The sequence below is a fragment of the Streptomyces sp. NPDC041205 genome, assembly GCF_055591765.1.
The window spans coordinates 537,945-562,138 of the sequence record NZ_JBVIZH010000005.1 but is presented as its reverse complement, the minus strand read 5'-3'; the positions used below and the strand labels follow the sequence as shown (position 1 = coordinate 562,138).

Sequence of the window (24,194 nt, the reverse complement as noted above, 5' to 3'; positions counted from 1 at the left end):
CGGGGTCATCGGGGAGGAGCCGCAGAGGCCCAGGAGGCGACTTCCGCCCTCCTGGGCCTCCGGCAAGCTGCCGACTGCCCGGGCTCAGGCCTCCTGGGTCTCCCCGAGCACCGCCGGGCGCCGCGAGGCGATGACGCGCTTGGCCAGCGAGCGCGGGCTGGTGAGGAAGCCCCAGCCCCACGACATGTGCATCGTCGCGAGCGCCACGGGGATCTGCAGCCGCGCCTTCAGGGGCAGGCCCTTGCCCGCGGGGACGGAGCCCGCGGCGATGGCGGCGAGATACCCGCCGGGCACGACGAGGCCCCACGGCGTGAGGGCCGCGCCCACGACGAGACCCGCGGCGATGGCGCAGACGGCGACCGGCGGCGCGAGGTAGCGCAGGTTGATGGAGCCCTGGTGGTAGCGGGCGACGACGTGGCGCCAGCGGCCGTAGTCCTTGTACTGCTTGGCGAGGGCCTTCACGCTCGGGCGCGGGCGGTAGGAGACCTTCAGCTCCGGCGAGAACCAGATGAGGCCCCCGGCCTCCCTGATCCGGAAGTTCAGCTCCCAGTCCTGGGCGCGGATGAACTCGACGTTGTAGCCGCCCTGCTGCTCCAGGGCCTCGCGCCGGAAGACGCCCAGGTAGACCGTCTCGGCCTGCTGGGCGTCGCCGCCGGTGTGGAAGGCGGCGTTGCCCACGCCGATCTTCGAGGTCATGGCGGCGGCGACGGCCTGCTCCCAGGCGTTGGTGCCCTGGGCGTGCATGATGCCGCCGACGTTCATCGCGCCGGTCTCCTCCAGGAGGCGCACGGCGGTCGTGATGTAGCCCGGCGAGAGCGCGGCGTGGCCGTCGACACGTACCACGATCGGATGGCGCGACGCCTTGATCGCGGCGTTCAGGGCCGCGGGCGTACGCCCCGTGGGGTTCGGGACCGTGTGCACCCGCGGGTCTTCCTCGACCAGCTCCGCGGCGATCTCGTCGGTGCGGTCGGTGGAGGGGCCGAGCGCGACCACGACCTCCATCTCGCCCGCGTACTCCTGCTGGAGGATCGCGTGCACGGCTTCACGCAGGTGCCGCTCCTCGTTGAGGACCGGCATGATCACAGAGACAGCGGGGGGATGCACGTCGGACTTCAACTGCGCGGGTTCCTTTTCGTCGCTCGGCCGGGGGTCCGGGGTCGCCCCCGGGAGACACGGCATCGCTCGGCCGGGGAGCCCGGGGGTCGCCCCCGGGAAAGTGGAACATCGGGCGTCACGTTACCGCGAACGGGGGACACCGGCGCGCGCCGTCCGGGTCGCTACCCCGGTCCGCAGATCGTATGGGCCTACGGTTCTGGCGTCCCCCGCCCAGGACCACGACCGCGGAGGTGCCCCGCAGTGCCCACACCGCCCCGCTCCCCCGCCACCCCACCGCGCCCCCCGCGACCACCGCGACCGGCCCCGAAGGGGGGTCCGCAGGCGGGCCCCAGGGCGGGCCGGCGGGTGCGGCGGCCCCGCTGGTCCATGCGGGTCGCGACCACCCTGTCCGTCGGGGTGCTCGCCGCCGCCGGGATCGGGCACTCCGTGGTCTCGGGCCTGGAGACCGGCATCAGCCGCGTCGACGCCTTCAAGGACATGAAGAACAGGCCCGAGGCGGGCAACGGCATGAACGTGCTGCTCGTGGGCACCGACGGCCGCGACAGGATCACCCGCGAGGAGCGCAGGAAGTACCGCCTCGGCGGAGCGCCCTGCCACTGCACGGACACCGTCATGATCGTGCACATCTCGGAGGACCGGGACCGGGCGAGCGTGGTGAGCCTGCCCCGGGACTCGTACGCCGAGATGCCCGAGCACATCGACCAGAACTCCCGCAAGCACCACCGGGCGCACCCCGTGAAGCTGAACGCGGCGTACGCGGAGGGCGGCCCGAATCTGACCGTGCGCACGGTCGAGAACATGACGAAGGTGAAGATCGACCACTATCTGGAGGTCGACTTCACCAGCTTCATGAAGACCGTGGACGTCCTCGGCGGCGTCGAGATCTGCACCACCCGCCCCCTGAAGGACTCCCACACCGGCCTGAACCTGCCCGTCGGCACGCACGAGCTGAACGGCGGCCAGGCCCTGCAGTACGTCCGCTCGCGGTACGTCGACGGGGCCGCCGACCTCGGCCGGATGCAGCGCCAGCAGCGCTTCCTCGCGGCGCTCATCGCGAAGGCGACGAGCAGCGGGGTCCTGCTCAACCCGGTGAAGTTCAACGACGTCACCAAGACGCTCCTGGAGTCGGTGCGGGCCGACAAGGGCTTCGGGACGACCGAGATGCTGACCCTCGGGCGTGCGATGCGGAACTTCTCGCCGTCGTCGTCGGAGTTCACGACGGTGCCGATCGGCAAGATGGGCTTCAAGGTGCCGGGCATCGGCTCCACCTTGAAGTGGGACCCCGTGAAGGCCGGGAAGCTGTTCCAGGCCCTGCGCGAGGACAAGCCGCTCGCCCCGCACCGGGTCAAGCGGAAGGCCGCGATGGTGCCGGTGTCCCCGCAGCAGATCCGGGTGCAGGTGGACAACGGCACGCGCACGCCGGACCTCGGCAAGCGGGTCGACGCGGCGCTGCGCACCACCGGGTTCCGCACCACGCGGACGCCGGGGAGCGCGCTGCCCCCGCCCGGCGCGGAGCCCGTCACGCGCAGCGTGGTCGCCTACGACCCGCGCTGGGACCGCTCGGCGAAGTCCCTGGCCACGGCGCTGCCCGGGTGCGAGATGCGGGTGGTGAAGGGGCAGGGCGCGATGCTGAAGGTCATCGCGGGCAGCGACTTCAAGGGCGTGCGTCCGGTGCGGGCGGAGGACGCGTACCAGGGCGAGTACGGGGCGCTGACCGGGGACCAGGTGGTGTGCCCGTAGGCGGGGCGGGGTCCTAGGGTCCCTCCGGCGGCTCGTCCTCCCGTACGGCGTCGGTGCGCTCGTAGCAGTCGTAGTTGTGCTGCTCGACGATCCTGCCGTCACGGAATGTCAGGAATGTGGCGATGTGGGCGCGCAGGACCTGCCCGGCGGGCAGATCGCCGAGCGGCACGGCGAGGACGCCGGTCCAGGTCACTTCGAGGGCGACCTGGTCGCCCGCCGCGACGGCGTTGAGCACGTCGAAGGACTGCCGGCTGAGCAGGTTGGCGCCCTGTTCGCCCGCCTTGAGGATGGCGGTGAGATCGCGCACCGCACCGTCCGGCAGGAAGGCGTTGGGGTATTCGCGGTGCACTGCCTCGTCGTGGAAGAACCCGGCGAGCTCTTCACCGAGGGCGCCGCGGGCGACGGCCCGGTGGTACCGGATCGCCGTGTCGATGTTCGGGTGCCGCTGCGCATCCGCCATGCCCTCAAGCGTAGGACGGGGCTCCTGGGGCCACCAGATCCCCGGCTCCCGCCGCCGCCCCGTCCGGCTCAGCTCGCGTCGGGCTCCTGGGCGCGCAGCTCCGTGATGGCGCGGCGGCGCGCCAGGCGGTGCGTACGGCGAATTTGAGCCTCCTTGAAGCGGCGCTCGTTGCGCTCGGAGTCCGGCAGGACCGGGGGCACCGTGCGCGGCTTGCCGTCCGCGTCGACGGCGGCGAAGACGAGGTAGGCGGAGCCGACCTGCTGCGCGGGGGTGGACTCGTTCCAGCGCTCGGCCATCACGCGGACGCCGACCTCCATGGAGGTGCGTCCGGTCCAGTTCACTTGCGCGTGTACGTGCACGAGGTCGCCGACGCGGACCGGCGAAAGGAACGCCATCTCGTCCATGGAGGCGGTGACGGCGGGCCCGCCCGAGTGGCGTCCGGCGACGGCGCCCGCCGCGTCGTCCACCAGTTTCATGATCACGCCGCCGTGCACCGTGCCGAGGAGGTTCGTGTCACCCGCGGTCATGATGTGGCTCAGCGTGGTGCGCGAGGCCGAGGTCGGCTTGCCGGAAAGGTCGTCTCCGGCCCCTATCGGGGCGTGATCAGTCATGGAACCAGCGTAAACGCCCGGTACGCGCCATCCACCGGCCAAAAACGATCGCGGGTCCCCGCCAAAGCGCCGAAGTGGCGTGCGGCACATTGCATCAGCTCTGCAACAGCCCTGACCCGAAACAACGCCCTCCCTGTGAGGCACGGGGCGCGGCACTGCACACTAAGCCACATGAGCGATTGGCCAGACGCGCGGAACAGCAACGGTGACCGCCACGGGTACGGCAGCGACGGCGCACAGCCCGAGGGCGCCCGTGTGATGCGCCATGTCCAGCGCGGCGGCCCCTCGGCCCCCGGCCAGCCCGGCTCGGTCCCGCGCCAGCCTCGCCAGGCGCGCCAGCCTTCGTACGACGACAACGTCTACGACGACCTCTACCGCGACCAGCGCGGCCAGGACCCGCACGCCCGTCCCGGCGGACCGGACGGACACGCCCAGGACGGCTACAACACCGGCCAGGTGTACGGCTCGCCGGCCGGCCGCCCCGCCGGTCCCCAGGGCCCCGGTGGTCCCGGCGGCCCGCCCGCGCCGCCCCGCGCGCCCAAGCCGCCGGTCAACTGGAAGAAGCGCATCACCTGGGGTCTGGTCACGTTCCTCGCCCTGCTGATCGTGGTCTCCGTGAGCACGTACTTCTGGGCGGACTCCAAGCTCAAGCGCGAGGTCGACCTGTCCAAGGTCATCGAGCGGCCCGAGGGCGGCAAGGGCACGAACTACCTGATCGTGGGCTCGGACAGCCGCGCCGGGATGTCCGACGAGGAGAAGAAGAAGCTCCACACCGGCTCCGCCGACGGCAAGCGCACCGACTCGATGATGATCCTGCACGTCGCGGACGACGGCGGGAACACGATGATCTCGCTGCCGCGCGACTCGAACGTCACGATCCCCTCCTTCAAGGGCGCCGAGTCCGGCAAGCTCTACCCGGGCACCGGCCGCCAGACGAAGCTGAACGCCGCGTACGCCGAGGACGGCCCCGAGCTGCTCGTGCGTACCGTCGAGGCCAACACGGGCCTGCGCATCGACCACTACGCGGAGATCGGCTTCGGCGGCTTCGCCAAGATCGTGGACGCGGTCGGCGGCGTGGAGATGAACATCCCCAAGGGCTTCAAGGACAAGAAGTCCGGCGCCGACTTCGAGGCGGGCAAGCAGACCCTGAACGGCGAGGAGGCCCTGGCCTTCGTCCGCACCCGCTACGCCCTGCCGGGCAGCGACCTGGACCGCACCAAGAACCAGCAGAAGTTCCTCGCGGCCCTCGCCAACCAGGCGGCGACGCCCGGGACGGTCATGAACCCGTTCAAGCTGTACCCGACGATGGGCGCGGGCCTGGACACCCTGGTCGTCGACAAGGACATGGACCTGATGGACGTGGCCTCCATGTTCTGGGCCATGAAGGGCGTCACCGGCGGCGACGGCAAGTCCATGAACATGCCGATCTCGGGGTTCTCGGGCGGCAACGTCGTCTGGGACAAGCCCAAGGTCAAGGAGCTGGTGTCGCAGCTCAACAACGACGAGAAGGTGACGGTGTCCAGCAAATAGCCGACCCGTCCGGCTCGCCGCTCACGGCGACGGCCCCGGTACCGCGTGCTCGCGCGGCGCCGGGGCCGTCGGCGTTCCCGGGGCATCGGCGTTCCGGGGCCGGGGCTCCGGGAGTCCAGGGGTCCGGGAGTCCAGAGCACCGGCTGTCCTGGACTCCCCGAGTGCGGACTTCCCAGGGGTACGAGCACGGGCGTACCCCGAACGCCTCGTCCGCCGCGAAGCCTCGCGGACCCCGTGGCACGGTGGACCGACCACCACCCAGAAGCCCCACCACCGAGCGGAGCCCTGCCATGGCGGACCTCCAGGACGAACTCGACTCCCCCGCCGAGGCCGGGGCGGACGACGAGCGCACCGCCACCCACGGCGTGCGCCCGGTGCCCGCCCCCACCGACGACGGCCGAACGCCCGAGCCCCCGCCGGAGCCCCTGGAGCCGGAGCTGCGGGACGCGCTGGAGCGGGCCGAGGCCCTGCTCGCCGCGCACCCCGTCGCCGACGGCTACAGCGGCCTGCCCGGCATGCTGCGCGAACTTCCCTGGTACGACCTGGAGTTGGGCGACAGCGGGCTACAGACCGACCTGCCGCGGCTGCGGGCGGGCCGGGTCGGCATGCAGTTCTGGTCGCTCCAGACGCCGGACATGGAGCCCGAGGGCGACCGCGCGGTCAGCTCGGCGCTGGAACAGCTCGACCTGGTCAAACACGTGGTCGCCCGGTACGCGGGCGGGCTGCGGGTGGCCCGGGACGCCTCCGAGACCACCGACGCCCGCAACTGCGGCCGCATCGCCACCCTGATCGGCCCGGCGAGCGCCCGCGCCATCGGCGACTCGCTCGGCGCGCTGCGCTCCCTGCACACGCTGGGCCTCAGCTCCCTCACCCTGGCAGGCACCTCCTGGGCGGGCGCGGACGGGCTGAGCACGTTCGGCGAGGAGGTCGTGCGGGAGATGAACCGGCTCGGCGTCCTCGCGGACCTCTCCGGGGCGTCCGAGGCGACGGCGCACCGGGTCCTCGCCGTCTCCAAGGCGCCCTCGCTCTGGACCCGCTCCGGGGCCCGCGCGCTGCGCGAGCACCCCGCGAACCTCAGCGACGAGCTGCTGGCCGCGGTGGGCGCGGCGAAGGGCCTGTGCCTGGTGCCGCTCGCGGCCGACCGCACGGGGCCGACGCTCGGGGACGTGGCCGACCATCTGGAGCATGTGCGTCGGGTGGCGGGGGTCGAGTGCGTCGGGATCTCCGGGATGTACGACACCAGGTCCGGGCACCCCGGGGAGCTGGCCGACGCCTCGCGCTATCCGCGGCTGGTCGCCGAGCTGTTCAGGCGGGGCTGGACCGAGGCCGATGTCACGGCGCTCACCTGGGGCAATGTGCAGCGCGTGCTGCGCGGCGCGGACTTCACGGCGCGGGCGGCGCGGGAGCGGCGGGGGGCGTCGACGGCGACGATCGGGCGGCTGGACGGCTGAGGGCGTTGCGGGCGGCCGCGGTCGGCTGAGGGCGGCCGCGGGCATCCCGGGGCGGGCGGCCGCGGGTTGCCCGCCCGGGGCGGGTCGGCCCGGTCAGGGCACCAGGCAGAAGCAGAACGGGTGCCCCGCCGGGTCCGCGTACACGCGCCAGTCCCGCTTGCCGCCGCCGTCGTCCAGGTCGAGCGGGCGGGCGCCGAGGGCGAAGGCGCGCTCCTGGGCCGCGTCGATCTCGGCCCAGGTCGAGCCCCCGTCGAAGTCCAGGTGGAACTGCTGGCCGTTGGCGTCGGAGCGCGGCCACTCGGGCGGGGTGTGGCCCTCGGCGCGCTGGAAGGCGAGCCGTACGCGGCCGGGGGCGAGCAGTTCGACCCACTCGCCGTCGCCGTCGTCGTCGTGGATCGTGCCGCCGATGAGCCCGGCGTAGAACTCGGCGAGGGCGTGCGGGTCGGGACAGTCGAGGGCGACAGTGCGCAGGCGGACGACAGGGGTGGCCATGACCTCTCCTCGGTCGAAATCTCCGTTACCGGCAATCGGCGTTCTCCGGTAACCGCTTCGGTTACCCCATAGTGGCCTCTTACGGGTAACGTCGCAACCATGAACGACAGAGCGCCCGCACCGGGGGGCCTCGCGCTGATCCAGGACCTGGTGAACACGCTGGACATCGAGGCGGGCACCGACCAGCTCGACACCGAGGCGGGGCGGGCCCGGTTCGACCTCGCCGCAGCGGACGTGGACGCGGCCCGGGAGCTGCGCGAGTCCCTACGGGCCGTCTGCCTCGCCCACGCCGGACACGCGCCGCACCAGGAGGTGCGCCCGCTCGGCGAACTCCTGGCCGGGGCACCCCTGTTGGTGCGCGTGGAGGAGTCCGGCGGCGCCGCGTCGCTCGCGCCCGCCGACCCCGGCCCGCTGGCGTCCCGGGTGGCGGCGGCCGTCGCAGAGGCCGTCGTGGCGGGCACCTGGTCCCGCCTGAAGGGGTGCGAGGCCGAGACCTGCCGCTGGGCATACTTCGACCGCAGCCCCGGGGGCAGGGGCCGCTGGTGCGACATGGGGGTGTGCGGGGCGCGGGCCAAGATGCGCGCGTACCGGGCGCGCCGGGCAGGCCCTGGCTGACCCGCCCGACAGGCCCTGGGCCTGCCTGACGGGTCGGCGCGGACGCCGCGCCGGGCCGCCCGAGTCCCTAGGCCGCAGGCCGCCCCATCGCCCGGTACGTCCACCCCGCCGCGCGCCACCGCTCCGGGTCCAGCGCGTTGCGGCCGTCCAGGAGGACCCGGCGGCCGACCACCGCGCCGAGGGCCTCGGGGTCGAGGTCCCGGAACTCCTGCCACTCCGTGAGGTGCAGGACGACGTCGGCGCCGCGCACGGCGTCCTCGGCGGTGTCGGCGTAGCCGAGGGTCGGGAAGAGGCGGCGGGCGTTGGCCATGCCCTTGGGGTCGTACACGGTGACCTGGCCGCCCTGGAGGTGGATCTGCCCGGCCACGTTCAGGGCGGGCGAGTCGCGCACGTCGTCGGAGTCGGGCTTGAAGGCGGCGCCGAGGACCGCGACCCGCTTGCCCAGGAAGGACCCGCCGCCGACGGCGTCGCGGGCCAGCTCCACCATGTGGCCGCGGCGCCGCATGTTGATCGAGTCGACCTCGCGCAGGAACGTCAGGGCCTGGTCGGCGCCCAGCTCACCGGCGCGGGCCATGAAGGCGCGGATGTCCTTGGGCAGACAGCCGCCGCCGAAGCCGATCCCGGCGCGCAGGAACTTCTTCCCGATGCGGTCGTCGTGGCCGAGGGCCTCGGCGAGCTTCACCACGTCGCCGCCCGCGGCCTCGCAGACCTCGGCCATGGCGTTGATGAAGGAGATCTTGGTGGCGAGGAAGGAGTTCGCGGAGGTCTTCACCAGTTCGGCGGTGGGGAAGTCGGTGACGATGAAGGGGGAGCCCTCGGCGACCGGCGTCGCGTACACCTCGCGGAGCATCTTCTCGGCGCGCTCGCTGCGGACGCCAACGACGATCCGGTCCGGGTGCAGCGTGTCGCTGACGGCGAGGCCCTCGCGCAGGAACTCCGGGTTCCAGGCCAGCTCGACCTCGCCGCCTGCGGGCGCGAGCTCGGCGAGGCGGGCGGCGATGCGCTCGGCGCTGCCGACCGGCACGGTGGACTTGCCGACGACCAGGGCGGGCTTGGTGAGGTGCTTGGCCAGCGACTCCATGGCGGCGTCGACGTAGCTCATGTCGCAGGCGTACTCGCCGTGCTTCTGCGGGGTGTTCACGCACACGAAGTGCACGTCGCCGAAGTCCGCGGCCTCGGTCCAGTCCATCGTGAAGCGCAGCCGCCCGGTGGAGCCCTCGATGCCCGCGACGTGCTTGCGGAGCAGCTCGTCGAGTCCGGGCTCGTACATCGGGACCTCGCCGCGGCGCAGCGTCTCGATCTTCTCCGGCACCACGTCGAGCCCGATGACCTCGAAGCCGAGCTCGGCCATGGCCGCGGCATGGGTGGCACCGAGGTAGCCGGTGCCGATCACGGTGATCTTGAGGGCCATGCGGTGCTCCAGTGGATCGGGTACGACGGCTGCGCGGTGCCCGAGCATAGTCCTGGCGTAACAGGGGCTCCCACCGGGCACATCTTCCGCTGTCGTCAAGCTCACGTATCCCTCACGTGAGCGGGCCCCTAAAATTCGGGTTACTTAACGGTAATTAGCATCCGTAGCGTGCTTGGAGCGTGAGACACCTTGGCCGGATCGGCTGACTTCGACCTGTACCGCCCGTCCGAGGAGCACGACATGCTCCGCGACGCCATCCGTTCGCTGGCGGAGGCGAAGATCGCCCCGTTCGCCGCCGCGGTGGACGAGGAGGCCCGCTTCCCGCAGGAGGCCCTCGACGCCCTGGTCTCCTCCGACCTGCACGCCGTTCACGTACCGGAGAGCTACGGCGGCGCGGGCGCCGACGCCCTCGCGACCGTCATCGTGATCGAGGAGGTGGCGCGCGTCTGCGCCTCGTCCTCCCTCATCCCGGCCGTGAACAAGCTGGGCTCGCTGCCCGTGATCCTCTCCGGCTCCGAGGACCTGAAGAAGAAGTACATGACGCCGCTGGCCAAGGGCGACGCCATGTTCTCGTACTGCCTCTCCGAGCCGGACGCCGGTTCGGACGCGGCGGGCATGAAGACGCGGGCCGTCCGGGACGGCGACTCCTACGTCCTGAACGGCGTGAAGCGCTGGATCACCAACGCGGGCGTCTCCGAGTACTACACGGTGATGGCCGTGACCGACCCCGAGAAGCGCTCCAAGGGCATCTCAGCCTTCGTCGTCGAGAAGGGCGACGAGGGCGTGTCCTTCGGCGCCCCGGAGAAGAAGCTCGGCATCAAGGGCTCCCCCACCCGCGAGGTCTACCTCGACAACGTCCGCATCCCCGCCGACCGCATGATCGGCGACGAGGGCACCGGCTTCGCCACCGCCATGAAGACCCTGGACCACACCCGCATCACCATCGCGGCCCAGGCCCTCGGCATCGCGCAGGGCGCCCTCGACTACGCCAAGGGCTACGTCCAGGAGCGCAAGCAGTTCGGCAAGCCGATCGGCGACTTCCAGGGCGTGCAGTTCATGCTCGCGGACATGGCCATGAAGATCTCCGCCGCCCGCGCCCTGACGTACCAGGCCGCCGCCGCCTCCGAGCGCGGCGACGCCGACCTCACCTACCTCGGCGCCGCCGCCAAGTGCTTCGCCTCCGACGTCGCCATGGAGGCCACCACGGACGCCGTCCAGCTCCTCGGCGGCTACGGCTACACGCGGGACTACCCGGTGGAGCGGATGATGCGCGACGCGAAGATCACGCAGATTTATGAAGGTACGAACCAGGTGCAGCGGATCGTGATGGCGAGGAACCTGCCGTAACTGGGTTTTCGCAGGTCATCGGCCACTTTCGATGGCTCGCGAGCGGTGATTGACTTCCGGTCCGTTCGGCCCTTTTCGGTCGACCTTGGGCGTCTTGCTGGAGAAATCCTGGGCTGACGCCGGGCCGGAAACCCACTTTCACCCGCACAAAAGCAACGGCCCTCGGCGCAATGCCGGGGGCCGTTCGTCTGGGCTCTGCCCGGCTACTTCCGCCTGTCCTTCGATGGGGCCGGCCACGTCGTTCTCAGGGCACCCGCGTACAGCAGGCACGATCCGTAAGGAAGCGGTCAGTCGTCCTTGGGCGGGATCACGAATCCCCGCATCGGCCCTACCCCCGGCTTCCCCTCCGGGAACTTGGCAACTACTGATGCCAGCGAGTCAGCCGTCACGTCCTGGCGCGTGGCAGGGTCGGCCGTGTCGTACACGCGCCAGGGCCCCGCCTTGTTCTCGGGGTCCTCAGGCGCGACCACGCCGGGAATTCCCAACTTCCTTAGCAAGGCATCAACTTGCCGGGCCTGCTCGGCATCCACGCTTCCCGCCTTCCTTCTGCTTGCGATCAGCCTAGCCACCGCCACCGCCCGAGCAATGCGAAGCACACTTACCCGGATTGATCGGGCCGCAGCCACCGGGCTTGGGAGTGTGGGAGCAGTTCGCTGCCACCGCCACCAGGGCTTTGGTGGGTCCCGTCCACAGTTCGCTGTCCACAGGGTGCCCGGCCTGCTCGATCATGGCGACCGTGCGCGTAAGCGCGTGTTCGTCGTGCCGCTCGGCGTCGGGGCGCTCGGGCCAGTGGTGCACGAACCGCCCAAGGCGCGCGCACAGCTTCTCGTACAGGTTCGTGTGCAGGATCAGGGCGTGCCATCCCTCGTCCACCACGTTGGAAGGCGTGATCCTGACGGTGGAGAACTGCGCTGCGGCATCCATGAACTTGAGTGCTTCCACAACGATCCGCTCGGCCGTAGCCTGCTCCATGCCGGGGTTGTTGTCGACGACAGTTGCGACGACACCCCCGAACGCGGCAGGAGTGAGTAAAGCGCGTACATCGTGCATGTGCGTTCCTCCCTGGTGTGGCACTTCACAGCTCACCCCGGTAGCTCGACTCGCCAAAGTTTCCGCTGCCGGGGTGGGATACGCCGGTGGACCGTCACGGGGACAACGGACGCACCGGAGCTTTCTCAACCCGTTGCACGGAATCCGGCGAGACCAACCACTCAGCGCCTCCGGATTCGGGCCACAAAAACGCGGTCGGGCGCTTACGGCGGTCTTGCGGCAGGTCGGCGGGGTCCTCGAAGTCCGGGATCACGTCACGCAGAATTCCGACCCGGCCCCACGCATCCGTGACGAGGGTCCCGATGTCTCGGGCCGTGACCATCAGTGGCCCTCCGGGGGCCGCCGCCCACTCGGACAAGTTCTCGGATCACTCATGCCGACACTCCTTCGAGCGCGCACGCCGGGAACTTCCAAGTCTCTTCTGCCGATTTCGTCCTGCTCGCCATTCCGACTACCTCCCGCGATCCGTGAGATTCAATGTTCCCCCGGACCTGGGTGGCTTCCTCACTTTATTGGCGTTGTCGGGTAGACGATCACGCTCGGCAGTCTGCGGCCCACTGCCCGAGCAAGGCTCTGACTTCCTCTCCGAACACTGCGTGATGCTCGTACATGCGGAAAACGTCGAGATGTTCCGAGATATCCCTGGCGTCCTGGAAAACGATCCGTCCGGTGAATGTCTCGACTGTTGCTAGCCGTTGGTCATAGACAGTGAAGGTGTTCATTGGCCCACGGCCCACAACTGTCCCCGTAGGGATGACGCCGATACGCACGTTGGGCAGGTGAGAGATTGAGGTGAGCCGATCCATCTGAACGGCCATCGCCGCAGGCGGGACGACGGCCCACCTGACGGCTTGTTCTGTCAGCAGGAAGGTGAAGCTCTTCGTACTGTCGTAGAGGACCGCTTGCCGTTCCAGCTTCCTCGCGACCGTCTTGGTTGTGTCCACTGGGGAGTTGCTGAGGCTGGCCCTGATGTATTCAGGTGTGGCCAGGAGTCCCGTAACCATGGCAGGCAGGAAGTAGCGGAGCGCCGAGGCTTCGGCTTCGAGTCCTGCCAGCTCGGCTTGTCGCTTCTCCAGCCCTCTTCGCCAAGATGCCCGCTTACCCTGCCACTCTGTATTGGCGAGCCGCGCCAGGGCGGTAACTTCGGCCAGGAGTTCCGGGGGTGCATCGAGGGCTCTAAGAATCAACTCAACATCGACAAGGCCGGGGGTGACTCGTCCGGTCTCAATGTTGCTCAGCTTGGTCTGTGAAATATTGCAACGCTGAGCGAGCCAAACCTGTGTACGCCTGGCTCGCTTGCGCATGCTGCGGAGCGTTTCTGCTAGGTCGGCTTTCGACTGGCCTAGCTGGTCGGGGTCAAGCGTCAAGGCCCTTCACGTATTCCTCGAAAGGTACTGCGTGCTCCAGGGCGACCCGCTTCCACTCCCGATAAGGCCCTGCATCACCTTCATATGATTCGCGATTGATCTGCGTTCCGTCCGGACGGAAGTTCAGGTGCGCGACGCGGGAATCATCGAACATCCACCAGTCACGGCCAGAGAGCGGCAACTTGAAATCGTCTCGCGTCACATCCAAGATCCGGATGTCTTCCCCTGCCGCAATGTTTCCAGGGATGCCCCAGGCGAATTGATACCGCTGGTAGTCGGTGAGCGGCTGACGCACGATACGGACACGGCCGACGGCCTTGCCGGATTCGACATACCCGCGTACCCGTTCGTGCCAACGGGCATTGTGGCCGGCAGGCTTGCCCTCGCCGCGCAGGAAACGGGCTACGCTCTCCTGCTCCTTGGGCATGGTGTACGTGGGCTGCGCCTCGAACCGCCATGCTTCGCGCTCGAAGGCGTCGAAGAACCGGCGCCAGTCGTCACCATCCAAGAGCACGGACAGCCTCCCTCAGAATGTGCTCGGGGATCTCCACCAGTCCCTCACCCGAGGGCGGAGTGAACACGTCGGACACATCGCCCTGGACGACGATCGAACCACTCTTGGTCCGGTAGACGTTGGGGCAATCGTCATCGTCGCAGTTGGGTCCGCCGACATTGCCGGTAAGGCGGGTCAGTTCCTCACGCGCCATGGTTCCCCTCCTCGGGTACAGGGGCATTTCCTGCCTCCATGAGGACGGTAGGACGGACCTAGGCACCCGGTCCATGGCACATCACAAATATTCGTGTTGTCGGGTAGATGACCATGAGGGAGCGGAACCCGCCGTAGGTCCGGGGACGCCCCACCGCACGAGACGTCGCCCTCTCCCCGCGCCGGGGAGAGGGCGACGCGCGTGTCCGGGCGGGGTCAGGCGAAGAACTCCATCAGCTCCTTGGTGACCAGTTCCGGCTGCTCCTCCGGCAGGTAGTGGCCCGCGTCCGGGACCGCGCGCACCACCGCGTCCGTGGCGTGCCGGGTGAGGCTCTCGCGCAGGTAGTCGAGGTTGGCCTCGCCGGCGAGGCCGAGCACGGGGGTGCGCACCGGCTCGTACGTCGTGAAGTCGGCGATGTCCTGGCGGAAGGCCTGGTACCAGGCGTTGCCCGCGCGGACGGCGTCCGGGGTGTCGTACGCGGCCGCGTATACGGCGCGGGAGTGGGCGTCGATCGAGGACTGGTCCTTGAGCAGGTAGCCGAAGAGCCAGTCGCTCAGGAGGCCCATGCGGCCGTCGAGCAGTCGCTCCGGGAGGCCCTTGACCTGGTTGAAGGCGAACCACCACAGGTAGACGCCGGGGTCGGTCTCCCAGTCGGTTCCGGCTTCGACCGCGGGGAGCAGGGGGAACTGCCGGAGGTTCTCGTCGGGGTGCGCCACGTCCAGGAGCGCCAGCTTTCCGGTGGCCTCGGGGTGGTTGGCGGCGAAGGCGTACGCGACCATGGCGCCGATGTCGTGCCCGGCGAGGTGGGCGCGGTCGTGGCCGAGGTGGCGGATGAGTTCGTGGACGTCGCGCGCCATCGTCTTCTTGTCGTAGCCGGACTGCGGCTTCGCCGAACCGCCCATGCCGCGCAGGTCCACGGCGATGACGCGGTAGTGGCGGGCCAGGGTCGGCATGATCTTGTGGAACTGCCACCAGGTCTGCGGCCAGCCGCCGAGCAGGACCAGCGGCTCGCCGCTGCCGCCGATGACGTAGTGCAGCGTGGTGCCGTTCACGTCGGCGTGCGCGCTGGTGAAGTCGCCCTCCAGGGAGCGGGCCAGGTCGGCGTCCGTCAGTCGTGCGTCGGTCATGTCGTTCTCCCCCAGCGGAGTTGTGTACTGGTCATCCCAATATCGGGGCGAGCGGGTCCGCGTCACTCCGACACGAGAACGCTAGCCCATTTGGATCGATCAGTCCATAACTTGCCGCGAAGCCGGGGCGCGACCCCAACAGTCGCGCCCCGAAAGCCCGTTGGCCCGCAGTCGGCCCTCAGCCGTCAGCCGTCGGCCCTCAGCCGTCCAACTGCTCCAGCGTCGCGATCGACGGCCCCCGCCGTGACTGCTCGTCCCGCGCCACGTCCTCCGCCGCGCCGAGCACCCGCACCGCGTTCTGCCACGTCAGCTTGGCGAGGTCGGGCTTGGACCAGCCTCGGTCGAGGAGTTCCGCGACGAGGTTCGGATAGCCCGCCACGTCGTCCAGGCCGGCCGGGGTGAACGCCGTGCCGTCGTAGTCGCCGCCGATGCCGATGTGGTCGATGCCCGCGACCTCGCGCATGTGGTCGAGGTGGTCGGCGACCGTGGCGGCGGTGGCGATCGGGCGCGGGGTCGATTCCTCGAAGGCCGCGTGCACCTTCATCGCCTCGGGGGTGGTGTCGAGGTGGTGGAAGCCGTGGGCGCGCATGTTCTCGTCGGCGGCGAGGGTCCAGTCGACCGCCGCCTGGAGCACGAACTTCGGCACGAAGGTGGCCATCGCCACGCCGCCGTTCGCGGGCAGGCGTTCCAGGACGTCGTCCGGGATGTTGCGGGGGTGGTCGCACACCGCGCGGGCGGAGGAGTGCGAGAAGACCACCGGCGCGACCGAGGTGTCCAGGGCCGCCCGCATCGTCGTCGCCGCGACGTGGGAGAGGTCCACGAGCATGCCGACGCGGTTCATCTCCCGGACCACCTCGTGGCCGAACGGGGAGAGCCCGCCGACGCCCGGCTCGTCCGTCGCCGAGTCCGCCCAGGCGATGTTGTCGTTGTGCGTGAGCGTCATGTAGCGCACGCCGAGGGTGTGCAGCGCGCGCAGCGTGGCCAGGGAGTTGTTGATGGAGTGGCCGCCCTCGGCGCCCATCAGGGAGGCGATGCGGCCCTCGGCGCGGGCCGCCTCCATGTCGGCGGCGGTGAGTGCGGCGCGCAGGTCGCCGGGGTAGCGGGCGAGCAACTGCCGTACGCAGTCGATCTGTTCGAGCGTCGCGCTGACCGCCGTGTCGCCCGCCATGTCCGCGCGGACGTACACCGACCAGAACTGCGCGCCGACGCCGCCCGCCCGCAGCCGCCCGATGTCCGTGTGCAGGCGGCCCGTCTGGTCGGCGGCGATGTCGAGGCGGTCGATGTCGTACCCGGCCTTCTCGCGCAGCGCCCACGGCAGGTCGTTGTGACCGTCGACGACGGGGAACTCCGCGAGCAGGGCACGGGCTTCGGCCAGGGATTCGGGCGAGCGTTCGGGCAGCATGGTCATGCGCTCACTTTCCCGAGCCGAAGCCGAAACCGGAACCCGCGCCCTCGACCTTGGCGCGAAGGCGCTTGCCCTTCTCCGTCGCCTGGTCGTTCAGCTCCTGCTGGAACTCCCGCATCCGGCCGAGGAGTTCCTCGTCGTGCGCGGCGAGCATGCGGGCCGCGAGCAGGCCCGCGTTGCGGGCCCCGCCGACCGAGACCGTCGCGACGGGCACGCCCGCGGGCATCTGCACGATGGAGAGGAGGGAGTCCATGCCGTCCAGGTACTTCAGCGGCACCGGGACGCCGATGACGGGCAACGGCGTGACCGAGGCGAGCATGCCGGGCAGATGGGCGGCGCCGCCCGCGCCCGCGATGATCGCCTTCAGGCCCCGGTCCGCGGCCTGCTCGCCGTACGCGACCATCTCGCGCGGCATGCGGTGCGCGGAGACGACGTCGACCTCGTAGGGGATCTCGAACTCGTCGAGGGCCTTCGCGGCGGCCTCCATCACGGGCCAGTCGGAGTCGGAGCCCATGACGATGCCGACAACGGGGGCAACGGGAGAAGTCATTCGGTGATCGTCCCTCTGAGGTAGCCGGCCGCGTGACGGGCGCGGTCAAGGACGGCGTCAAGGTCGTCGCCGTAGGTGTTGACGTGGCCGACCTTGCGGCCGGGCTTCACGTCCTTGCCGTACATGTGGATCTTCAACTGCGGGTCGCGTGCCATGCAGTGCAGGTACGCGGCGTACATGTCGGGGTAGTCGCCGCCGAGGACGTTCGCCATGACCGTCCACTTCGCGCGCGGGCGGGGGTCGCCGAGCGGCAGGTCGAGGACCGCGCGGACGTGGTTGGCGAACTGGGAGGTCACCGCGCCGTCCTGGCTCCAGTGGCCGGAATTGTGCGGTCGCATCGCGAGTTCGTTGACCAGGACGCGGCCGTCGGGGGTCTCGAACAGCTCGACGGCGAGGTGTCCGACGACTCCCAGCTCCTTGGCCACGCGCAGCGCCAGCTCCTGGGCCTGCCCGGCGAGCTCCTCGCTCAGCCCGGGCGCGGGCGCGATCACCGTGTCGCACACGCCGTCCACCTGGCGGGACTCCACGACCGGGTACGCCACGGCCTGCCCGTGCGGCGAGCGGACGACGTTCGCCGCCAGTTCCCGTACGAAGCCGACCATCTCCTCGGCGAGCACCGGGACGCCCGCGCGGAACGGCTCCTCGGCCTGCTCCGGCGAGCGCACGACCCACACGCCCTTGCCGTCGTACCCCCCGCGCACGGTCTTGAGGACGACGGGGAATCCGTCACCCTCCGTGGCCCCCTCGGCCGCGAAGGCCACGACGTCCGCCGGATCCTTCACGATGCGGTGGCGGGGGCAGGGCACCCCGAGCTCGTCCAGCTTCGCGCGCATCACCCCCTTGTCCTGGGCGTGCACCAACGCGTCGGGCCCCGGGCGCACGGGAATGCCGTCCGCCTCCAGGGCCCGTAGATGCTCGGTGGGTACATGTTCGTGATCGAAGGTGATCACGTCGCAGCCCCGCGCGAAGTCACGCAGCGTGTCGAGGTCGCGATAGTCGCCGATGACGACATCGCTGACGACCTGCGCCGCGGAATCCTGCGGGGTGTCACTGAGGAGCTTGAACCTGATGCCGAGCGGGATGCCCGCCTCGTGTGCCATACGAGCGAGCTGCCCCCCGCCGACCATGCCGACTACCGGGAACGTCACACCCACAGGGTATCGGCCATCCGGGAGCGGCCCGATTCCGTGCACGGGCGTCACAGGGGTGCCACGGAGTGACGCCGTCCACGAGCGCCGACAGAGGTCGCTGGTTAGCATGGCTGGGTTGACGCGAACGAAATGACGGATCGGCCGGGAGAGACGACGGATCGACTGGGGAAACCGACCGGCGATGCGGACGCGGACCACCCGCTCGACATCGATCCCGTCGACGGACCACACGCAATCGACGGGGGCTGGGGCGACCAACCATGACGGAGCGCGGCGCACTGAGGGTGCGGTTCGACCGACTCGCACGTGAAGTGGCCAAGTTCGGGGCCGTGGGGGCGGTCGGGACACTGGTCAACTTCGCCGTGTTCAACCTGGTGCGGCACCTCACGGATCTCCAGGTGGTGCGCGCGAGCGTCATCGCCACCGTCGTCGCCATCGCCTTCAACTACGTGGGGTTCCGGTACTTCACCTACCGTGACCGCGACAAGAGCGGCCGCACGAAGGAGCTGACGCTCTTCCTGCTGTTCAGCGCGGTCGGCCTGGTCATCGAGAACGGCGTCCTGTACGTCGCGACGTACGGCTTCGACTGGGACAGCAGGCTCCAGTCCAACGTCTTCAAGTTCGTCGGCATGGGCATCGCGACGCTGTTCCGCTTCTGGTCGTACCGCACCTGGGTGTTCCGTACGCTGCCCGCCCGCGAGGCCGTGGCGCATGCGGAATCGTTCCTGGAGGAGCGGGAGCGCGAGCCGGGCGGCGGCGAGGGCCGGACGAGTACGGCTTCGGGGGCTCGGGGGCGGAGCTGAGGCGTCGCTCGCGCGGGCGGGGCGGCGCGGCTGTGGTGCGCCGCCGTCCCGCGCTGACCGCCCCGGCTCAGCGCACCGTGCCCTCGGACACGTCAGGACCGTCGTAATTCTTGCCGTCCCTGCCGTCCCTGCCGTCCCGATATGACGGCGTACGGGACAGGAACAGCCCGAACACCGGCGGCTTGCCCTGGAGCATCTCCAGGCGACCCCCGTCCGCTTCGGCCAGATCCCGGGCCACCGCGAGGCCGATTCCTGTCGAATTGCGACCGCTGATGGCCCGCTCGAAGATCCGCGCGCCGAGGTCGGCGGGCACGCCCGGGCCGCTGTCCGTGACCTCCACGACGGCCTGGTTGCCGGTGACGCGGGTGCGCAGGGCGACGGTGCCGCCGCCGTGCATCAGCGAGTTCTCGATCAGCGCGGCCAGGACCTGGGCGACCGCGCCCGGGGTGCCGACCGCGTGCAGATGGCGCTTGCCCGAGCTGACGATGGCGCGGCCCGCGCTGCGGTAGGCGGGGCGCCACTCCTCCAACTGCTGCTTGATCACCTCGTCCAGGTCGAAGGTGACGGCGGAGCCGGTGCTGGGGTCGCGGGAGTTGGTGAGCAGCCGCTCGACGACGTCCGTGAGGCGCTCGACCTGCGTGAGGGCGACCGTGGCCTCCTCCTTCACCGTGTCCAGGTCGTCGGTGAGGGTGATCTCCTCCAGGCGCATCGACAGGGCCGTCAGCGGCGTACGCAGTTGGTGCGACGCGTCGGCCGCGAGGCGCCGCTCCGCGGTGAGCATGCGGGCGATGCGTTCGGCGCTGCCGTCCAGGACGTCGGCCACGCGGTCCAGCTCCGGGACGCCGTAGCGGCGGTGGCGGGGGCGGGGGTCGCCGGAGCCGAGGCGCTCCGCGGTCTCCGCGAGGTCGGTGAGGGGGGAGGTCAGGCGGTTGGCCTGGCGTACGGCGAGGAGGACGGCGGCGACGATGGCGAGGAGGGCCACGCCGCCGATGATGAGCAGGGTCCGGCCGACCTCCTGCGTGACGGCCGTCCGGGGCTCCTCGACCGTGACCTTCTCGCCCTCCTCCCCGTCCCGGGCGGCGCGGATCACGTCCCCCGTGGGGCGGGTGCCGACCTCGATGGGGGCGCGGCCCGGGATCTCGATCCGGGCGTAGCGGTCCGTGTCGACCTGCTTGCGCAGCACCTCACCGCTGACGCGCTCGTCGCTCAGCAGCCGGCTGTCCACGATGCCCGCCAGGCGCAGGGCCTCCGAGTCCACCCGCTCCTGGGCGCTGTTGCTGATCGTGCGGGTCTCGACGATCACCAGCGAGACGCCGAAGACGGCGATCACCACGAGTACTACGGCGAGGGTCGAGTTGATGAGGCGACGACGCACGGGGCCCTCCGGCCGGGCAGGGGGACGGACCACCCCAGTGTGCCCCTCACCTGGGGTGCGCTGGGCCACCGCGCCCCCGCGGCAACCCTCCCCGCCGCTCCGCGGCGGTTTCCTCCCACCCGCCCACCCGCACTCTCGGCCCCGGCTCGCCGCCGGGCGCAGGCCTACGCGAACGCCCCCTGACCATGCCCCCGGTCCCTGCCCCTCCCGGGACCCGGCCATCGCACCGCCGCCCGAAGACCCAGCCCCCGGCAACCGCCCCGCCGCTCCGCGGCGGTTCCTCCCACCCACCCACCCGAACTCTCGGACCCGGCTTGCTGCCGGGGCGGGGTGGGGGGGAGCTGTTGGGCCCGGGTGCTCGCGGGGGGGGGCGGGGGCGTTGGGCCCGGGTGTTCGCGGGGCGGGGGCGTTGACCCCCAGCGCTCGCAGGCGGGGCAGGGGCGTTGAGCCCCAGCGCTCGCAGGCGGGGCAGGGGCGTTGACCCCCGGCGCTCGCGGGGCAGGGGCGTTGACCCCCGGCGCTCGCGGGGCAGGGCGTTGGGCCCCGGCGCTCGCGGGGCGGGGGCGTTGACCCCCGGCGCTCGCGGGGCAGGGCGTTGACCCCCGGCGCTCGCGGGGCAGGGGCGTTGACCCCCGGCGCTCGCAGGCGGGGCAGGGGCGTTGAGCCCGGGCATTCACCAGCGAGCCGAGGCCAGGGGCTCCAACCCGGGCGTTCACCGGCGGGCCGGGGTCGGAGGCCCTGCTTGCTCGGGCGGGGCGGGCCGGAGGGCGGGCGATGGTGGCCGTCGCGGAGCGGCGGGCGGTTCGGCGGTCAGCCGGGGACCACAGAAACGGGCGGGCGGGTGGGAGACGGCCGGCCGCGCAGCGGACGGGCAGGGAACTGCCGCCCGAGCGGCACCGACGCCCAGTCAGCACCGACTACCCGGGGGTGACACCGACTGCCCGGAGGCGGCACCGGCGGCACCGGGCCCCCGGCCGGGGCCGGGCCGAGGCCGGGGCCGGGCCGAGGCCGGGGCCGGGCCGAGGCCGGGCCGAGGCCGGGGCCGAGGCCGAGGCCGGGCCGCCCCGGCCCCCGATGGTGGAGGCCCCCGGCCAGGTTCAGCTCTTTTCGAAGCGGAACCCGACCCCCCGCACCGTAGCGATATACCGCGGATTCGCCGCGTCGTCGCCCAGCTTCTTGCGGAGCCACGAGATGTGCATGTCGAGGGTCTTGGTGGAGGACCACCACGTCGTGTCCCAGACCTCGCGCATGAGCTGGTCGCGGGTGACGACGCGGCCGGCGTCGCGGACGAGGACGCGCAGGAGGTCGAACTCCTTGGCGGTGAGCTGGAGTTCCTCCTCGCCCATCCAGGCGCGGTGCGACTCGACGTCGATGCGGACGCCGTGGGTGGCGGGCGGCTGGGCCGGTTCGGTGGCGCCGCGCCGGAGCAGGGCCCGGACCCGGGCGAGGAGTTCGGCGAGGCGGAAGGGCTTGGTGACGTAGTCGTCGGCGCCGGCGTCGAGCCCGACGACGGTGTCCACCTCGTCGGCGCGGGCGGTGAGGATGAGGATCGGCACCGCATGACCCTCGGCGCGGAGCCGGCGGGCGACCTCCAGGCCGTCCATGCCGGGCAGGCCGAGGTCGAGCACGACCAGGTCCACGCTGCCCTGCAGCCCGGCGTCGAGGGCGGCGGGACCGTCCTCGCGCACTTCGACCTCGTAGCCCTCGCGGCGCAGTGCGCGGGCCAGCGGCTCCGAGATGGACGCGTCGTCCTCGGCGAGCAGTACACGGGTCATGGGGTGATGGTAGTCCGCGCCGCACCAGCGCAGCAGGGTGATCGCCGGACGGTCCCGCGCCCCCGGCCGCGCCCACGCTCCCTCAGGACCGGAGGAACACGTTCCACCGTCCACCACATGAGATCCTTGGGGTGGTCTCGCGTACACCTTGGAATGTGGGCTGTTGGTTCCTGCGTCACCTGTGATCCATGTCTCAAGTCCTTCCAAATCCCGCTCTGTCGTGACGTATGGTGGCGAGACGCCTGTAGCACTACTCAAGGACCTTTGGCCCGCTATTGCGCGCCAAGGGTCTCTTCTGTGTGTGGGCCGGTTCTCGCCGGCCTTCGAAAGGAATGACCTGTGGTCGGGCCTCGCACGCGATGACGCGTCGGGGTGTGGATCTCGGTGTCACCCGTCCCTCGTGCCCCACGGACACCGTGGCACTAACCCCTCCTCAGGCGTGCGGGGTGGGCGGTACGACACCGGTGCCGACCGCCCCCCACCGGGCGCGCCCGCGGTCCCCCGCCGCCAGCCGCGTCCCGAACCACGAGGATCGACCCATGGCGTCCAGCCTGACGAAGGACTCGGCCAGCACTCCTGGTTCCGAGAAGACCTTCTTCGGCCACCCCCGCGGCCTGGCCACTCTCTTCATGACCGAGATGTGGGAGCGCTTCAGCTTCTACGGCATGAAGGCCCTGCTTCCCCTCTATCTGGTCGCCCCCGGCGGCATGGACATGGACGCCGCCACGGCGACGGCGATCTTCTCGATCTACATGGCGATGGTGTACCTGCTCGCCATGCCGGGCGGCTGGTTCGCGGACCGGCTGTGGGGCCCGCGCAAGACGATCACGATCGCGGCCCTGGTGATCATGGCCGGTCACATCACCCTGGCGCTGCCCGGCCAGGCGGTGTTCTTCCTCGGCCTGGTCCTGGTGGCCATGGGTTCCGGCCTCCTGAAGGCCAACATCTCCACGATGGTCGGCCACCTCTACGACGGCCCGGACGACCCGCGCCGCGACGGCGGCTTCACCGTCTTCTACATCGGCATCAACCTGGGTGCCTTCTTCGCCCCGCTGGCCATCGGCACCGTCGGCGAGAAGGTCAACTGGCACCTGGGCTTCGCCCTCGCCGCCTTCGGCATGGCCCTCGGCCTGGCCCAGTTCCTGCTCGGCGGCCGCCACCTGAGCGAGCGCAGCAGCGTCGTCCCCAAGCCGGTCGAGCGGCCGGAGCTGATGGGCCTGCTGCGCAAGGCCATGCTGTGGGTCATCGCCGCCGTCGTCTTCTACGGCGTCACGATCGCCACCGGCGTCTACACCCTGAACTGGGCCATCGTCCCGATCACGGTCGCGGGTCTGGTCATCCCGATCTGGGTGCTCGCCCGCATCAAGCGGGACAAGGAGCTCGACCAGGTCGAGCAGTCCAAGATGACGGCCTACATCTGGTTCTTCGTGGCCGCCGCGGTCTTCTGGATGATCTACGACCAGGGCGCCTCCACCGTGGCCCTGTTCGGCAAGAACTCCACGGACACCTCGATCTTCGGCTTCGACTTCCCGGTCTCCTGGTACCAGTCGGTCAACCCGGTCCTGATCATGGCGCTCGCGCCGGTCGCCGCCTTCCTGTGGCTGGCGCTGAACCGCCGCGGCAAGGAGCCGAACACGGTGGTGAAGTTCGCCTCCGGCCTGATCGTCGTCGGCGCCTCGTTCTTCGTCTTCCTGATCCCGCTGACCATGGCGGGCGACGGCGAGAAGGTCGGCGCGTACTGGATGGTCGCGATCTACTTCATGCACACCGTGGGTGAGCTGTGCGTCTCCCCGGTCGGCCTGTCGGTCACCACGAAGATGGCCCCGGCGAAGTACGCCTCGCAGATGCTCGGCGTCTGGTTCCTCGCCGTCACCGCGGGCGACTGCACCACCGGCCTGCTGTCCACGGCCGGCGTGGACCTGAACAAGACCGGCGTGGTCGCCATGGAGGCCGCTCTCGCCGTCATCGCGGGTATCGCCGTGTACATGTACCGCAAGAAGGTCAAGGCGCTCATGGGCGACGTCAACTGACACCCCCCTGAGGCCGTTCGTACGAACTGAGGGCCGCCGCACCACCCGGTGCGGTGGCCCTTGGCGTTTCCCGGGGCGCTC

23 protein-coding genes are annotated in these 24,194 nt (G+C 70.7%); 7 read left to right on the top strand and 16 right to left on the bottom strand.

Going from position 1 to position 24,194, the window contains the following annotated elements; genetic code table 11:
• Positions 1-84: 84 nt before the first annotated feature.
• On the bottom strand, positions 85-1,104 hold the full coding sequence (locus tag ACZ6BG_RS24980; RefSeq protein ID WP_468459994.1) for a glycosyltransferase family 2 protein: 1,020 nt from the start codon (positions 1,102-1,104) through the stop codon (positions 85-87).
• Positions 1,105-1,356: 252 nt separating this feature from the next.
• Here ACZ6BG_RS24980 and ACZ6BG_RS24975 point away from each other — a divergent pair, with 252 nt between their 5' ends.
• Entirely contained in the window at positions 1,357-2,856 is a 1,500-nt protein-coding gene (locus tag ACZ6BG_RS24975; RefSeq protein ID WP_469005152.1) for an LCP family protein, read from the top strand.
• Between the two features lie 13 nt (positions 2,857-2,869).
• Here ACZ6BG_RS24975 and ACZ6BG_RS24970 read toward each other — a convergent pair whose 3' ends face one another.
• Entirely contained in the window at positions 2,870-3,316 is a 447-nt protein-coding gene (locus tag ACZ6BG_RS24970; protein WP_469005150.1) for a nuclear transport factor 2 family protein, read from the bottom strand.
• Positions 3,317-3,384: 68 nt separating this feature from the next.
• Positions 3,385-3,927 (bottom strand): acyl-CoA thioesterase, encoded by a 543-nt coding sequence (locus ACZ6BG_RS24965; protein ID WP_469005147.1) that lies wholly within the window; start codon positions 3,925-3,927, stop codon positions 3,385-3,387.
• A 171-nt stretch (positions 3,928-4,098) separates the two neighbouring features.
• Between ACZ6BG_RS24965 and ACZ6BG_RS24960 the strand changes: the two genes are divergently transcribed.
• Together ACZ6BG_RS24960 and ACZ6BG_RS24955 are read left to right on the top strand one after the other, a co-directional pair.
• Complete coding sequence (locus ACZ6BG_RS24960; RefSeq protein ID WP_469005144.1) at positions 4,099-5,457, top strand: LCP family protein; 1,359 nt, start codon at positions 4,099-4,101, stop codon at positions 5,455-5,457.
• Between the two features lie 290 nt (positions 5,458-5,747).
• Positions 5,748-6,908: a dipeptidase gene (locus ACZ6BG_RS24955; protein WP_469005141.1), complete on the top strand. Its 1,161-nt coding sequence runs from the start codon at positions 5,748-5,750 to the stop codon at positions 6,906-6,908.
• A 93-nt stretch (positions 6,909-7,001) separates the two neighbouring features.
• Here the strand turns inward: ACZ6BG_RS24955 and ACZ6BG_RS24950 are convergent, their stop codons facing one another.
• Positions 7,002-7,400 (bottom strand): VOC family protein, encoded by a 399-nt coding sequence (locus tag ACZ6BG_RS24950; protein WP_469005139.1) that lies wholly within the window; start codon positions 7,398-7,400, stop codon positions 7,002-7,004.
• A gap of 99 nt (positions 7,401-7,499) precedes the next feature.
• On the opposite strand from ACZ6BG_RS24950, the gene ACZ6BG_RS24945 reads away from it, so the two are divergent.
• Positions 7,500-8,015: a CGNR zinc finger domain-containing protein gene (locus ACZ6BG_RS24945; RefSeq protein ID WP_469005137.1), complete on the top strand. Its 516-nt coding sequence runs from the start codon at positions 7,500-7,502 to the stop codon at positions 8,013-8,015.
• A gap of 67 nt (positions 8,016-8,082) precedes the next feature.
• Here the strand turns inward: ACZ6BG_RS24945 and ACZ6BG_RS24940 are convergent, their stop codons facing one another.
• Positions 8,083-9,426, bottom strand: coding sequence for a UDP-glucose dehydrogenase family protein (locus ACZ6BG_RS24940; RefSeq protein WP_469005284.1), 1,344 nt, complete (start codon positions 9,424-9,426; stop codon positions 8,083-8,085).
• Between the two features lie 189 nt (positions 9,427-9,615).
• Here ACZ6BG_RS24940 and ACZ6BG_RS24935 point away from each other — a divergent pair, with 189 nt between their 5' ends.
• Positions 9,616-10,773: an acyl-CoA dehydrogenase family protein gene (locus tag ACZ6BG_RS24935; RefSeq protein ID WP_469005134.1), complete on the top strand. Its 1,158-nt coding sequence runs from the start codon at positions 9,616-9,618 to the stop codon at positions 10,771-10,773.
• Positions 10,774-11,060: 287 nt separating this feature from the next.
• Here the strand turns inward: ACZ6BG_RS24935 and ACZ6BG_RS24930 are convergent, their stop codons facing one another.
• From ACZ6BG_RS24930 to ACZ6BG_RS24890, 9 genes are all read right to left on the bottom strand, one after another.
• Positions 11,061-11,303 carry a hypothetical protein gene (locus ACZ6BG_RS24930; protein ID WP_469005132.1) on the bottom strand — a complete coding sequence of 81 codons (243 nt, stop codon included), beginning with the start codon at positions 11,301-11,303 and terminating at the stop codon, positions 11,061-11,063.
• 31 nt (positions 11,304-11,334) lie between these two features.
• Complete coding sequence (locus tag ACZ6BG_RS24925; protein WP_469005129.1) at positions 11,335-11,823, bottom strand: glycine-rich domain-containing protein; 489 nt, start codon at positions 11,821-11,823, stop codon at positions 11,335-11,337.
• Positions 11,824-12,356: 533 nt separating this feature from the next.
• Positions 12,357-13,190 (bottom strand): helix-turn-helix domain-containing protein, encoded by an 834-nt coding sequence (locus ACZ6BG_RS24920; RefSeq protein ID WP_469005126.1) that lies wholly within the window; start codon positions 13,188-13,190, stop codon positions 12,357-12,359.
• The gene (locus ACZ6BG_RS24915; protein WP_469005123.1) at positions 13,180-13,704 is read right to left on the bottom strand and encodes a DUF6879 family protein; all 525 of its coding nucleotides are present in this window, start codon (positions 13,702-13,704) and stop codon (positions 13,180-13,182) included. The genes ACZ6BG_RS24920 and ACZ6BG_RS24915 overlap by 11 nt, the downstream gene beginning before the upstream one ends.
• Positions 13,688-13,897, bottom strand: a complete 210-nt coding sequence (locus tag ACZ6BG_RS24910) for a hypothetical protein (RefSeq protein ID WP_469005121.1) — start codon at positions 13,895-13,897, stop codon at positions 13,688-13,690. Before ACZ6BG_RS24910 ends, ACZ6BG_RS24915 begins: the two co-directional genes overlap by 17 nt.
• A gap of 215 nt (positions 13,898-14,112) precedes the next feature.
• Positions 14,113-15,024 (bottom strand): alpha/beta fold hydrolase, encoded by a 912-nt coding sequence (locus ACZ6BG_RS24905; RefSeq protein ID WP_469005118.1) that lies wholly within the window; start codon positions 15,022-15,024, stop codon positions 14,113-14,115.
• Positions 15,025-15,223: 199 nt separating this feature from the next.
• Complete coding sequence (locus ACZ6BG_RS24900; protein WP_469005116.1) at positions 15,224-16,432, bottom strand: dipeptidase; 1,209 nt, start codon at positions 16,430-16,432, stop codon at positions 15,224-15,226.
• A gap of 4 nt (positions 16,433-16,436) precedes the next feature.
• Complete coding sequence (gene purE / locus ACZ6BG_RS24895; protein ID WP_289949992.1) at positions 16,437-16,979, bottom strand: 5-(carboxyamino)imidazole ribonucleotide mutase; 543 nt, start codon at positions 16,977-16,979, stop codon at positions 16,437-16,439.
• Positions 16,976-18,127 carry a 5-(carboxyamino)imidazole ribonucleotide synthase gene (locus ACZ6BG_RS24890; protein WP_469005112.1) on the bottom strand — a complete coding sequence of 384 codons (1,152 nt, stop codon included), beginning with the start codon at positions 18,125-18,127 and terminating at the stop codon, positions 16,976-16,978. The genes purE and ACZ6BG_RS24890 overlap by 4 nt, the downstream gene beginning before the upstream one ends.
• Before the next feature lie 263 nt (positions 18,128-18,390).
• Between ACZ6BG_RS24890 and ACZ6BG_RS24885 the strand changes: the two genes are divergently transcribed.
• Positions 18,391-18,933: a GtrA family protein gene (locus ACZ6BG_RS24885; RefSeq protein WP_469005108.1), complete on the top strand. Its 543-nt coding sequence runs from the start codon at positions 18,391-18,393 to the stop codon at positions 18,931-18,933.
• A gap of 67 nt (positions 18,934-19,000) precedes the next feature.
• On the opposite strand, the gene ACZ6BG_RS24880 is transcribed toward ACZ6BG_RS24885, so the two are convergent.
• The gene (locus ACZ6BG_RS24880; protein WP_469005106.1) at positions 19,001-20,308 is read right to left on the bottom strand and encodes an ATP-binding protein; all 1,308 of its coding nucleotides are present in this window, start codon (positions 20,306-20,308) and stop codon (positions 19,001-19,003) included.
• 1,097 nt (positions 20,309-21,405) lie between these two features.
• On the bottom strand, positions 21,406-22,083 hold the full coding sequence (locus ACZ6BG_RS24875; RefSeq protein WP_469005104.1) for a response regulator transcription factor: 678 nt from the start codon (positions 22,081-22,083) through the stop codon (positions 21,406-21,408).
• Positions 22,084-22,622: 539 nt separating this feature from the next.
• Between ACZ6BG_RS24875 and ACZ6BG_RS24870 the strand changes: the two genes are divergently transcribed.
• On the top strand, positions 22,623-24,113 hold the full coding sequence (locus ACZ6BG_RS24870) for a peptide MFS transporter (RefSeq protein ID WP_469005102.1): 1,491 nt from the start codon (positions 22,623-22,625) through the stop codon (positions 24,111-24,113).
• Positions 24,114-24,194 lie beyond the last annotated feature (81 nt).